Origin of the sequence: Vibrio tapetis subsp. tapetis (assembly GCF_900233005.1) — a bacterium.
In the GTDB taxonomy this organism is placed as follows: Bacteria; Pseudomonadota; Gammaproteobacteria; order Enterobacterales; family Vibrionaceae; genus Vibrio; species Vibrio tapetis.
Genome location: NZ_LT960611.1, coordinates 1,079,933 through 1,092,569, shown reverse-complemented (window position 1 = coordinate 1,092,569; position 12,637 = coordinate 1,079,933). Strand labels below are relative to the sequence as shown.

At 43.0% G+C, this 12,637-nt stretch carries 13 protein-coding genes; 4 read left to right on the top strand and 9 right to left on the bottom strand.

Annotated features, from left to right (window positions below; genetic code table 11):
• The first annotated feature begins 127 nt into the window (after positions 1 to 127).
• Positions 128 to 901, top strand: coding sequence for an imidazole glycerol phosphate synthase subunit HisF (gene hisF, locus VTAP4600_RS04845; RefSeq protein ID WP_102521753.1), 774 nt, complete (start codon positions 128 to 130; stop codon positions 899 to 901).
• The gene (gene hisIE, locus VTAP4600_RS04840; RefSeq protein WP_102521752.1) at positions 898 to 1,533 is read left to right on the top strand and encodes a bifunctional phosphoribosyl-AMP cyclohydrolase/phosphoribosyl-ATP diphosphatase HisIE; all 636 of its coding nucleotides are present in this window, start codon (positions 898 to 900) and stop codon (positions 1,531 to 1,533) included. The genes hisF and hisIE overlap by 4 nt, the downstream gene beginning before the upstream one ends.
• 151 nt (positions 1,534 to 1,684) lie before the next feature.
• Here hisIE and VTAP4600_RS04835 read toward each other — a convergent pair whose 3' ends face one another.
• From VTAP4600_RS04835 to VTAP4600_RS04820, 4 genes are all read right to left on the bottom strand, one after another.
• Positions 1,685 to 2,209, bottom strand: coding sequence for a YchJ family protein (locus VTAP4600_RS04835; protein ID WP_102521751.1), 525 nt, complete (start codon positions 2,207 to 2,209; stop codon positions 1,685 to 1,687).
• Between the two features lie 66 nt (positions 2,210 to 2,275).
• Positions 2,276 to 3,484, bottom strand: coding sequence for an EAL and HDOD domain-containing protein (locus VTAP4600_RS04830; protein WP_102521750.1), 1,209 nt, complete (start codon positions 3,482 to 3,484; stop codon positions 2,276 to 2,278).
• A 117-nt stretch (positions 3,485 to 3,601) separates the two neighbouring features.
• On the bottom strand, positions 3,602 to 4,333 hold the full coding sequence (gene lpxH, locus VTAP4600_RS04825; RefSeq protein ID WP_102521749.1) for a UDP-2,3-diacylglucosamine diphosphatase: 732 nt from the start codon (positions 4,331 to 4,333) through the stop codon (positions 3,602 to 3,604).
• Positions 4,334 to 4,372: 39 nt separating this feature from the next.
• The gene (locus VTAP4600_RS04820) at positions 4,373 to 4,867 is read right to left on the bottom strand and encodes a peptidylprolyl isomerase (RefSeq protein ID WP_102521748.1); all 495 of its coding nucleotides are present in this window, start codon (positions 4,865 to 4,867) and stop codon (positions 4,373 to 4,375) included.
• A 215-nt stretch (positions 4,868 to 5,082) separates the two neighbouring features.
• Between VTAP4600_RS04820 and cysS the strand changes: the two genes are divergently transcribed.
• Together cysS and VTAP4600_RS04810 are read left to right on the top strand one after the other, a co-directional pair.
• Positions 5,083 to 6,474, top strand: coding sequence for a cysteine--tRNA ligase (cysS, locus tag VTAP4600_RS04815; protein WP_102521747.1), 1,392 nt, complete (start codon positions 5,083 to 5,085; stop codon positions 6,472 to 6,474).
• Positions 6,475 to 6,567: 93 nt separating this feature from the next.
• Positions 6,568 to 7,146, top strand: a complete 579-nt coding sequence (locus tag VTAP4600_RS04810; RefSeq protein ID WP_102521746.1) for a thymidine kinase — start codon at positions 6,568 to 6,570, stop codon at positions 7,144 to 7,146.
• A 79-nt stretch (positions 7,147 to 7,225) separates the two neighbouring features.
• On the opposite strand, the gene VTAP4600_RS04805 is transcribed toward VTAP4600_RS04810, so the two are convergent.
• The 5 genes from VTAP4600_RS04805 to cmoA all read right to left on the bottom strand — a co-directional run bounded on the left by VTAP4600_RS04805 (position 7,226) and on the right by cmoA (position 12,438).
• Complete coding sequence (locus VTAP4600_RS04805) at positions 7,226 to 8,197, bottom strand: alpha-L-glutamate ligase-like protein (protein WP_102521745.1); 972 nt, start codon at positions 8,195 to 8,197, stop codon at positions 7,226 to 7,228.
• Between the two features lie 3 nt (positions 8,198 to 8,200).
• Positions 8,201 to 9,709 (bottom strand): inactive transglutaminase family protein, encoded by a 1,509-nt coding sequence (locus VTAP4600_RS04800; RefSeq protein ID WP_102521744.1) that lies wholly within the window; start codon positions 9,707 to 9,709, stop codon positions 8,201 to 8,203.
• Positions 9,710 to 9,731: 22 nt separating this feature from the next.
• Positions 9,732 to 10,469: an ATP-dependent zinc protease family protein gene (locus tag VTAP4600_RS04795; protein ID WP_102521743.1), complete on the bottom strand. Its 738-nt coding sequence runs from the start codon at positions 10,467 to 10,469 to the stop codon at positions 9,732 to 9,734.
• A 107-nt stretch (positions 10,470 to 10,576) separates the two neighbouring features.
• Positions 10,577 to 11,548 (bottom strand): tRNA 5-methoxyuridine(34)/uridine 5-oxyacetic acid(34) synthase CmoB, encoded by a 972-nt coding sequence (gene cmoB / locus VTAP4600_RS04790; protein ID WP_102521742.1) that lies wholly within the window; start codon positions 11,546 to 11,548, stop codon positions 10,577 to 10,579.
• A 161-nt stretch (positions 11,549 to 11,709) separates the two neighbouring features.
• Positions 11,710 to 12,438, bottom strand: a complete 729-nt coding sequence (gene cmoA / locus VTAP4600_RS04785) for a carboxy-S-adenosyl-L-methionine synthase CmoA (RefSeq protein ID WP_102521741.1) — start codon at positions 12,436 to 12,438, stop codon at positions 11,710 to 11,712.
• Positions 12,439 to 12,637: the final 199 nt, after the last annotated feature.

Genomic DNA, 12,637 nt, shown 5'->3' with positions numbered 1-12,637 from the left:
TGGTAATACATAAGCGCCAGATTTAGTCATATTTCTCATGCTGATTTTTTGCTGATTTTTAAAAGGGTTTGAAAATAATAAATGGAGTTTATTGTGTTATTTCAAAGATTTAAGGTTGGTGTTTTAGATGCTAGCTAAGAGAATAATTCCTTGTTTAGATGTTCGTGACGGTCAAGTGGTTAAAGGGGTTCAGTTTAGAAACCACGAAATTATTGGCGACATTGTACCGCTTGCAAAACGTTACGCGGAAGAAGGTGCCGACGAACTGGTATTTTACGATATCACAGCATCAAGTGATGGGCGTGTGGTCGATAAAAGCTGGGTTGCACGCGTCGCGGAAGTTATCGACATCCCTTTTTGTGTCGCGGGTGGCATTAAAACGGCGGAAGACGCATCAAGAATTTTGGAGTTCGGTGCAGATAAAGTATCAATTAATTCACCGGCATTAGCAAACCCAGAACTGATAACCCAGCTCGCCGACAAATTTGGCGTGCAATGCATCGTTGTGGGAATTGATTCTTACTTCGACAAAGAAACGGGTAAGTATCAGGTTTACCAATTTACGGGTGATGAGGCGAGAACAAAAGCGACTAACTGGGAAACCAGCGACTGGGTTCAAGAGGTTCAAAAGCGCGGCGCAGGAGAAATCGTGTTAAACATGATGAATCAAGATGGTGTGCGTAATGGTTACGATCTTGAGCAGCTTAATATGGTTCGCGCTGTGTGTAACGTTCCGTTGATCGCCTCAGGTGGCGCAGGTGCTATGGAGCACTTTGCAGAAGCATACAAAAAAACAAATGTAGATGGTGCATTAGCTGCATCCGTATTTCACAAGCAAGTGATCAATATCGGTGAACTGAAGCAGTACCTTAAAACACAGGGTGTGGAGATACGATTATGAGTTTTCAAGTAGAACAAATAGATGCACTAGCAAAGCGTATCGATTGGAATAAAGTTGACGGCTTAATACCGGCGATTGTACAGGATTACCAATCAAGCCAAGTATTAATGATGGGCTACATGAATTCAGATGCGTTAAGTAAAACCGCGGATTCAGGTAACGTCACGTTTTTCTCCAGAACTAAAGAGCGCCTTTGGACAAAAGGAGAGACGTCCGGAAACGTCCTACAGCTTAAAAACATCGCCTTGGACTGCGATAATGACACGCTATTGGTCAAAGCCGATCCTATTGGTCCAACATGTCATACTGGAACCACAACATGCTTTGATGCAGACAAACAAGAAGAGTCTCAGATGGTGTGGCTTCATCAACTTGAGCAACTATTGGCTGCCCGCAAGAGTGCCGATCCGGACTCTTCCTATACCGCTAGTCTATATGCCCGTGGCACCAAGCGTATTTCGCAAAAAGTGGGCGAAGAAGGCGTTGAAGTCGCGCTTGCGGCGACGTCGGGCGATAAGGCGGAGTTAGTCTGTGAATCAGCAGATCTTATCTATCACTTAATGGTACTGCTGCAAGACCAAGGCTTATCAATGAATGATGTGATTAATAAGCTGAAAGAAAGGCACAAATAGAGCGGTTAAAGGTAGAAGGGCGGGCTATGCCCTACAGGTTACAGGAATAGAAAAGCAAGTGATGGCGACGAAGTTGACAAGACGCCATTTACTCACAATGACCTGTAACCTGTAACCTGTAACCTGTAACCTATAACCTATAACCTATAACTTACCCACAACACTTCTTAAATTTCTTACCACTACCACAAATACATGGGTCGTTTCGGCCTACTTTTAGCTCGCTTACCGCTTGGTTTAATCGTGGATCGACAGCAGCGACTACAGGTTCATCTTCTGCTGGTGCGCCTTCAGGAAACTCACCATCAATGTAGTACCAAAGGCCACTTTCCAAAACAAAACGAGATTTCTCAGCGAGGCAGTATTGCTCACCATTTTCATTGAAATAGGCGTTAAATGTGACGAAACCTTCGGTATTGTCTGTGTTGATTGATGTTTCTAATACTTCTAGGTTACACCAATCGCTGTCTATGGATTCTGCGATACCTTCTCGTTCGTGCTCGGCATCGCAACTCGGGTGATAAGTGTCCACGACAAAATCGACAAGGTTCAATGTATGGGCGCAGTATCTTGCACGCATCATCTGCTCAGGGGTTTTTGCTCGTGATTGATCGGCATGGATCGGTTCGCAGCACTGGGCGTAGGGTCTATTACTTTTACAAGGACATTGGCTCATAGTGATTCCTTAAACAACAAAGCCACCAAACAATCGCTTGATGGCTCTGAATTTTGATGGTTAACGTTAGATATCAACCAAATCTTGTGCCCAAGCTTGGGATTGGTGGTAGCAATCGGCAACTTGATCTTCATGTATGTCTAGAGAGCGGCGGGCTTCAACGACATCATCCCACTTTGCGCGTTCAAAGGCTCTAACAAGGTGGATCAATTTGCCTAGATCACCGTCGCCATCAAGCAATGCATGTTTTATGGATTGATCTACTGGGATCGATTCCAGTATTGTTTCGATAGTTTGGTCGAGCAATGAATCAAGCAAAGAAAAGAGGCCGGTTAAAAAAGCCAGACTTGCGTCTATCTTTCCTTTGGATTGACGTGCTAATAGTTCACACTGCCTCGCTCTCGAGATCGAAAGTGTATACAAAGAATTTGGTTTGTGCTCGTTAGTACTTGAAACCGCGACCAAAGAGACGAACTTTTTCAATCGGTCTTCGCCTAAATAGATTAGAGCCTGTTTGAACGATTTAATCTCCGACGATATTAGCGACGATGAGTTAACATATCTTAGTAGCTTATAAGACAAGGACACATCAGTACTGATTAATCGTTCAATTTCACTGTAGTTTATTTCGGCATTGGCAATTTCTTTGCACAGCTGAATGACAGTGATGAGAGATGGCTCAATGGCTCTTTGTTGTACCATTTCGGGCTTAGCAAAAAAGTAGCCTTGAAAAAGCGTGAATCCAACTTCTTTTGCTTGCTTGAACTCTTCATGAGTTTCTACTTTTTCGGCCAAGAATTGAATTTTACTTTTCTTTAGTTTGGCGATGAAAAAGGCGGCTTTTCCTATCGGAAGCGCTCGAATATCAAATTTGATGATCGAAATGAAAGGTAAAAACCTTAGCCACTCTGAACTTGGAATAAAGTCGTCTAATGCTAAAGTGTAGCCTTTCTTATAAAGCTCTTTAATCGCCACCAAGAGATCGTCAGTGGGCTCACAATCTTCCAGTATTTCAACAACAATGCTGTTACTTGGGAACAACTCAGGAATTTGATTGATCAGGCTTTGATAAGGAAAGTTAACATAGCCGCGCTTTTTCCCAAGGCTTTGGTAGTGAACACTCAAAAATTGATCAGACAAGAGACGGCTAGTGGCTTGCTCCGCTTCGATATCCGGAAACGTGTTCTTTGGGCCATCACGAAACAACAGCTCGTAAGCGACAGCATTACGTTCTGAATCAAATATAGGTTGACGAGCAACGTATGAATATTTCAATGTTTTAATTCTTCATCAATAATCACGAAATTAACGAGCGCTATTCTACAGTAACTTGTTCAAAAATAACTAATTGAAATTTTGTAATATTAGTGACAATGTTATCACATCAAGTCATTATTGTTTAAAAGGTAACTTTTCAATTTTAAACCCAGACTGATCAACGATAAGGACGAAGGCGCAGTTGTCCCAATCACCAAGAACAATTCGCGTCCCTTGCGTGTTATCAGTAAGCAGTACCTGATGTGTTGCCTCACGGTGTGTGTGGCCATGGATCATTAGGTTAGTGTCATGTTTTTCCATCACTCGAACCACTTCAGTCTTGTTCACATCCATAATGTCGAGAGACTTTGTGTTTTTATCGGTGCGAGTTTGTCCTTGAATATTGCTTACTATTTTCTTTCTAAAAAACAGGGGGATGCATTTAAATGTTCGCTGTAACCACGGTTGATGAACCTTAGTGCGAAACTCTTGATATTTGATATCATCTGTACATAGAGTATCTCCATGTAGAAGGATAGCAGAGGAGCCGTAGAGATCAATTTTGCACTCTTCAGGTAAAAGTTGGACGCCCGTCTCACGAGCAAATCGCTTGCCGACCAGAAAGTCTCGATTACCGTGTTGAAAATAGCACTGTACGCCAGAATCTGTGAGTTGTTTAAAGGCTTGTCTGATGCTGGATGCAAAGTCAGAGTTGTCGTCGTCTCCTAACCAAAAATCAAACAGGTCGCCTAATACATAGAGCTTGTTGGCAAACCGCGCTTTTTGGTCGAGAAATTGAAAGAAGCTCTGGGTAATATCAGGGCGAGTAGGGGATAAGTGAAGATCTGAAATAAATAATGTCGTCATAATATAAAAGAAGAGGAGCCGAAGCTCCCCTTAACCGAATTACTCTTCGATAGTCGTGCCAGTGATAAGCACTTCTTCTAGTGGTACATCTTGGTGCATACCCATAGAACCTGTTGCAACATCTTTGATTTTGTTAACAATGTCCATGCCTTCAACGACTTCAGCAAAAACACAGTAACCCCAACCATCTAGGCTTTCTGATTTAAAGTCTAGGAAAGTGTTGTTGCTAACGTTAATGAAAAACTGAGAGCTAGCTGAATGCGGTTCCATCGTACGAGCCATTGCCAACGTACCTACTTTATTGCTTAGGCCGTTGTTTGCTTCGTTCTTGATTGTCGCGCGAGTTTCTTTTTCTTTAAGGCCAGAAGTCATGCCGCCGCCTTGAACCATGAAACCATCGATTACACGGTGGAAAAGTGTGTTGTCATAAAAACCATCACGGCAGTACTGAAGGAAGTTAGCACTGGTTGCTGGTGCATCAGTTGTGTTCAGCTGAATTTTGATATCACCAAAGTTAGTGTGAAGGATGATCATTATGTATTCCTTAAATTATTTTCGACTTGAAACGGGAATTCTAGCTCAATTCTACAGACAATCAATAGATGGGTGAAAAGTGGTCAAGAAAACGGGCGAAATGTCCTGACCTACATGCGATCACTGCGAATTTTGTCCTTGCAAGCTATTACCTATCGTAGCGGGACTTGTTATACTGACGCCTTATTTGTTTCATAATTGACTAGATAGAGATCATGTTAAAGATATATAACACACTCACACGACAGAAAGAGGAATTCAAACCCATTACAGCTGGCAAAGTCGGCATGTATGTTTGTGGAGTAACCATTTACGATCTCTGTCATATTGGTCACGGTCGTACATTCGTTTCATTCGATGTGGTCTCTCGTTACCTTCGTTACTTAGGTTATGACCTTACGTTCGTGCGTAACATTACCGACATCGACGACAAAATCATCAAGCGTGCTGCTGAGAATGGCGAGAGCTGCGATGAGCTAACTGAGCGCCTGATTGGCGAGATGTACTCTGATTTTGATGCGTTAAATATGAAGCGCCCAGATATAGAGCCTCGTGCCACTGAGTATATTCAAGAAATCATTGCTTTAGTTCAGCGCTTAATTGAACGTGGCTTTGCCTACGTTGCTGATAACGGCGACGTGATGTTTGAGGTGAAGAAATATGATGAATACGGCAAGCTATCGGGTCAAGACCTAGAGCAGCTTCAAGCCGGATCTCGCGTAAGCATTGAAGTGACTAAACGCAGCCCGTTAGATTTCGTTTTATGGAAAATGTCTAAGCCGGGTGAACCCACTTGGGAATCTCCTTGGGGCCCAGGTCGTCCAGGGTGGCACATTGAGTGTTCAGCAATGAACTCTTCAATTTTAGGCGATCACTTTGATATTCACGGTGGCGGTTCCGATTTGCAGTTCCCACACCATGAAAATGAAATTGCTCAGTCATGCTGTGCCCATGGTACCCAGTATGTAAATACTTGGATGCACAGTGGAATGGTGATGATCGACAAAGAAAAAATGTCTAAATCACTCAATAACTTCTTCACTATCCGTGATGTACTGCAACACTACGATTCAGAAACGGTTCGTTATTTCTTGATGTCGGGACATTACCGCAGCCAATTGAACTACAGCGAAGACAACCTAAACCAAGCTCGTTCAGCCTTAGAGCGCCTATACACCTCTTTACGTGGCTTGGATTTATCGGCGTCTCCTGCTGGTGGTGAAGAGTATGTGACGCGTTACAGCGACGCGATGAACGACGACTTCAATACACCAGAAGCCTATTCAGTGTTATTTGATATGGCTCGTGAAGTGAACCGCTTGAAAGGTGAAAACCTAGATAAAGCTTCAGCACTTGGCGCATTGATGCGTGAACTTGCAGACGTTATCGGTATTTTGCATCAAGAACCTGAAGCCTTCCTTAAAGGTGGTGCGTCAGGCGAAGGTAATGACGATGAAGTCGCAGAGATTGAAGCACTTATTAAGTTGCGTAATGATTCTCGTGCATCAAAAGACTGGGCAAATGCCGACATGGCGCGTAACAAGTTAACGGAAATGGGCATCGTTTTAGAAGACGGAGCGCAAGGTACTACTTGGCGTCGTAAGTAATTTTTAAAAGGCACAAAGTGAATATAACCCCGTAACTTGCGAGTGTTATATTGATGATGTGCCTTTTTTATCACTTTATGAAAGGCAACTATTTTGGCACAGATGTATTTTTATTACTCAGCGATGAACGCGGGTAAGTCGACGACCTTACTGCAGTCTTCGTTTAACTATAAAGAGCGCGGAATGAATCCGGTGATCTTTACTGCAGCACTCGATGATCGTTATGGTATTGGTAAAGTAAGTTCACGAATTGGCCTACAATCTGAGGCGCAGTTATTTAGAAAAGAATCAAATCTGTTTGATGAAATCAAAGCGATTAATGAACAAGAAAAGCGTCATTGTATTTTGATTGATGAATGTCAGTTCTTATCTAAAGAACAAGTTTATCAACTGACAGAGGTTGTTGATAAGCTCCATATTCCTGTTCTTTGTTATGGTTTACGTACCGATTTTCTCGGTGAGCTTTTTGAAGGCAGTAAATACTTGCTATCTTGGGCGGATAAATTAGTTGAGCTCAAAACGATTTGTCATTGTGGTCGTAAAGCCAACATGGTGATCCGTACTGATGAAGAAGGTAACCCGATTGCAGAAGGTGACCAAGTGGCTATTGGTGGTAATGACCAATATGTATCAGTATGCCGTCAGCACTACAAAGAAGCGCTAGGCAAATAAACTGTTATCTAACACACAATAAAAAAGAGCGGATATCCGCTCTTTTTTTATAGGCTCTTTAGCCTTTAGCCTTTAGCCTTTAGCCTTTATCATCTGCGTGACCAAACTGTTTCGCGGCATAGGCCACTCGTTCAGCGGGCCTTGGGTACTCTGCCATTTCGCCTAGGTTCTCGATATGACGAAGGCGAGGCAGTAAACCTGCACCGTTAGCTATCTGAATAGCCAAGCCTGGGCGAGCATTAAGCTCAAGTACCATTGGGCCTTCTTCTTTATCAAGCACCATATCCGTGCCCATATAACCCAAACCAGTCATTTCCCATGCGCTGGATGCAAGCACGAGTAGTCGCTCCCAGTGAGGAACTTGCAAAAGTGCGAGCTCTTTGTCGGTATCTGGGTGGTGTGTGATGGGCTGATCAAACTGAACGGCACGTACCGCTTTGCCCGTCGCCATGTCAATTCCTACGCCTACTGCGCCTTGGTGTAGATTCGCTTTACCATCAGAGGCAGACGTTGAAAGGCGCATCATCGCCATGACAGGGTAGCCCTTAAATACGATAATTCGTACATCTGGCACCCCTTCGTAACTGAAACCTTCAAAACAGTCGTCAAACTTAATCAGGTTTTCTACAACGGCGACGTCGTTTTTACCGCCAAGAGAAAACAGGCCAGCGAGAGCGTTACTAATATGGCGTTCTACGTCTTCTTTATTGATGACAGCACCAGAGGGCTTGGTATATTCGCCATTTTTATGCGAAACAATAACCAAAATACCCTTACCACCACTACCTTGTGCAGGCTTTATCACAAATCCTGGCCAGTTCTCAACCATCTTATGAATGGTTCTTACGGCAGCTTGATGGCTGATAACGCCAATCAGGGCAGGAACCGTCGCGCCTGCTTTTTCTGCGATGATTTTCGTTTTTAGCTTATCATCGACCAAAGGGTACTTTGAGCGATCGTTGTATCGCCCAATGTAACTGTGGTTTCGTTGATTCATCCCCATTATGCCTTTGGTCTTTAGCTTAGATGGGGAAGTAAATGACCCAAACATAGTCTAATCCTCAGATAATGGTTTAAAACGACGAAGTTCCGTTAGACGATATCCCGTGTAAGTACCAAGCAGCATGATAACCGCAAGAATAATTAGCTGTAGGCCGATAAAGTTAAACGTTAGGTGCTGAACATACGGGTTAGTCATTGCAAGATATACCAGTATAGCGGTTAGCAATGAACCACCACCTTGCAGGAATACTTCTTTACCGCCTTCTTCTTCCCATAGAATAGACATACGTTCTACCGTCCAAGACAAGATGATCATTGGGAAGAAAGTAATGGTAAGTCCTTCATTTAATCCAATATTGAATGAAACAATGGTGAAGACCGCGATAATCATAATTACCGTTATGATTACGGCGGATATCCGTGCAACCAACAAGAGGTTTAGCTTAGATAAATACCCACGAATAATGAGACCGGTACCAACAATGAGAAGGAAGCCAACGATACCTGTGAGCAATGTAGTTTGAACAAATGCAACGGCAATCAAGACTGGCATGAATGTGCCTGATGTTTTCAAACCGATGATTACCCGTAAGAACACAACGATAAGTGCACCAATAGGGATGAGCATGATGGTTTTGAACATGGATTGTTCGGCAAGAGGCAAACTATGAATTGAAAAGTTCAATAAGCTATCGGCTTCGACTTTTTGAGCCGTTGCTTGCTGTGGGGTCACATCTTGTAAGATCATGGAAAAATGGACTTGGCTATTTTTTCCGCCAACAACATCGAGTAGAGAAACGTTAGATTCATCCCAGACGAGCAAGTTGTTTTGTTTAACTTGTTCACTTTGATTTACATCGAATAATTCCCATTCTTTACCATCCCACACTTCGATCATTGGCATGATATTTTGGCGACGGCGTCCATCTTCTAGTTGAACGACACCCACCAGTTTGTTCGGAATGGCTGCATAGCTTAGAAGCTTAGAGGTGATCAGTACTTTGTCGTTATTATTCAATAATAGCGAAGCGTTTTGGCTATCTTTGTCGTTGAGTTGTTTAATCAGCTCACGAGCCAAAGTGGCGTTGTCGGCACTGCGTTGAGTCGCCTGAGCCAAAACAGATTGAGCAGCAGCGTCTTGTGGGCCATCAAAAATAGGTTTTTCAATGGGATCATCGCTTGGTGGAATGGAGTCAACTTTGGCTTGGTCATCAACTAAAAACTGAGTTTTATAGTAAATAGTTTGAGGGCCACTAGCATGACGAATTGTCCACTCAGCACGTCGGCCGGCATCGGTTGCTGTATAAGCGATACCATAACCTGGAGAAGATGCACTTTCATTAATTAGGGTGTAACCGGTTTGTGTGCCAGGCGCGGCAAGAGACGCTTTAACTGGCTTATCGAGTGCATTGAATTCGACACGAGCTTCAATATCCCAAATTTGACGTGTTTCACCTGGGGTTAAAGGTACGCCATAATCCGTGTGGCGTAATAGACTTAGTGCACTGCCTGCAATAAGCAGAAAGGCAACTAAGAAGTAAAATGGAACTTTAGACGTCATAAAGATTTATCCTTAAATACAATTATTTAGTTTTAGTTTGTAGGTATTGTTTGCTTACATCAACTAACGCGATATCTTGTATGAACTCTCTACCTAGCAAAATAGGATGGCTCATTTGTGAGCGGTCGGCCAAAGTGAACTGAGCTTTCTCGTGTACATCACCAAGTTGTACCCAGAGCTCTACCACAATTCTACGTTCGCCATCAGTGTTAGTCGCTTGACGAATTTTCACGTAGCGCACGACAGGCGATTCAATCCAGTGCATTTCATCTGCTGCCGTAGAATCATCTTTTATATGAAATTTAACCCAAGTTTTTCCATTTCGCTCAAATTCTTGAATATCAATGGCATTAATTGAAGAAGTTGTGGCGCCGGTATCAACTCTCGCGTCAAACTGTTGCTTAATCGTATCAATTTTTACTTTTTCAATTGCGCCGAGTACAACTGGCTGAGAGGGAGGGGCGCTGGTAACGGCCGGGGAAACTTTTGGTTTTTCTGGAGTGATGAGTGTGAAATGCTTAGCTTGCGTTTTACGCAAATGAACTACCTCACCGTGTAATTTCACTAGTTCTTCATTTAGCGCATCAATTTTATTGTTCTGCTGATCTATTTCAACGGGAAAGCTATCCAGTTTCGTTTGTATGTTTTGCTCTGATTGATTAATTGCTTCGAGTGTCGTTTGGCTGTATTTTTCGCCGTCGATCAGTGTACACCCTGATAGGGCAGCAATAATGGCAATTGCAGTGAATTTTTTGAGCATTGTTTACCTATAGCAGACAGATAGTTAACAGAAGTATTTTACAAAGTGTATATGATAAAAAAGGATGCGTGAAGCATCCTAATGTTAATCTCTGGTCAGGTTCGCCTTTACGGTTTTTTTGCAACCAAAATAGCTCTTCTTGGGGCAGGGTGACCTTCAACGGTTTTACTTGGATCGTTAGGATCTAAGTAGTTTGGCAGCGAGTTGTGGGTCATCCATTCTGTGGTGCGTTGTTCACCTATGGTGGTTACATTTTCATCGACAATGTTCACATCAACGAAGCCACAAGTTTCTAACCACACCTTCAGAGCTTTAGCCGAAGGAAAGAAATAGACATTACGCATTTGCGCATAGCGATCCATTGGAACTAAAACCGTATTTTCATCCCCTTCAATAACCAAAGTTTCAAGCACCAATTCACCACCAGAAACCAATTGATTTTTAAGCTGAATGAGATGATCCAGCGGCGAACGGCGATGGTATAGCACACCCATACTAAAGACAGTATCAAAGGCTTTTAGTTCAGGCAGTTGCTCAATGCCTAATGGCAATAAGTGCGCACGTTGGTCGTTGCCCATTAATTTACGGACCGCTTCAAACTGAATCAGGAATAGATGCGAAGGATCGATGCCAACACATAGGCGTGCTTCTTCACCAAGCATACGCCACATGTGATAGCCATTACCGCAGCCAACATCCAAAACTGAACGGTTCTTCAGTGGTGAGATGTGTGGAAGCACTCGATCCCATTTCCAGTCCGAGCGCCACTCAGTGTCTATGTGGATGTCGTGTAAGTGATAAGGGCCTTTACGCCAAGGGTGGAACGTTTTTAATAAGTTTTCTAACTTTTTTTGTTCGCCAGAATGAATTGGAGTGTGATTCGAGAGTGTTACCGAGTCCTTCAATTCGATGTTATCTGGGCTGCCTTCAGGAATTTTCTTAAGCGCTCTTAACCAGCGATCGAAATCACCATGTTCTGCGTTTTGCCAATCCGTTAGCTGTTGTGGAAGCGTATTCAGCCAAGGTTGAAGTTGGTCGTCTTGGGAAATCAATTGATAAAAATTAGCAAAATTGAACATATGAGGTTTCGTTATTAGTTAAGTTAAAGGGGTGAAGATAATGGGTTACAGGTTACAGGTTACAGGTTACAGGTTATAGGTAACAGGTTATAGCTGAGGGGGCAGTCCAATATTCTGTAGGGTTTGCCCGTCCTGTTCCCTGTAATCTTTTACCCATAATCCTATTTTATGGCGAACATAGAGCCGAAGTTAAAGCATTGGAACCAGACTTCATTACTGGAAAAGCCAATCTCTTCAAAGCGCGCTTTGTGAGACTGAATAGAATCCGGACGCATGACGTTTTCAATCGCACTGCGTTTTTGGCTTATTTCTAGCTCGCTGTAGCCATTAGCACGCTTAAAGTCATGGTGCAGGTCGATCAAGAGCTCATTCGCTGTTTCATCTTCGAATACGTATTTCTCAGATAAAATCAAAATGCCGCCGGTACGCAAACCCGCATGAATTTTTTTAAGTAGCGTGACGCGATCTTCAGGAGACAAAAACTGCAAAGTGAAATTTAACACCACAACGGAGGCATCTTCTATTTCAATATTTCTAATATCGGCTTCAACCACGGTGACCGGAGTTTCTGAACGATAGGCATTAATATGAAGTTTACAACGTTCGACCATGGCCGCTGAATTGTCGACTGCAATGATCTCGCAGCCTTCTTGCTCAATATGGCGGCGCATAGAAAGTGTTGCAGCGCCTAATGAACAGCCTAGGTCATACACTTTTGAATGCGGTTTTGCAAAACGTTCTGCCAACATGCCGATAGCCGAGATGATGTTGCTGTAACCGGGTACCGATCGTTGAATCATATCGGGAAAAACTTCCGCTACGCGCTCATCGAATGTGAAATCACCGATTTTATTGATGGGAGCTGAAAAGATAGTGTCTTTATTGCTCATAATGCTCTCTCGCTTGGGCCGTTAACATGCGGTCTAATTTGTAGGCATGCCTATTTAAGGGGGCGTATTTTATGCAAAATTGCTGCAATTGTCATTAGTAGAGCAAGGTACTTATAAATTAACTGAGGAAAGGATGGCTAAATCACTCTGATTTGGCATAAATTGAGTTAAAACACTGTGATTCTGCTTTGCTCATAAA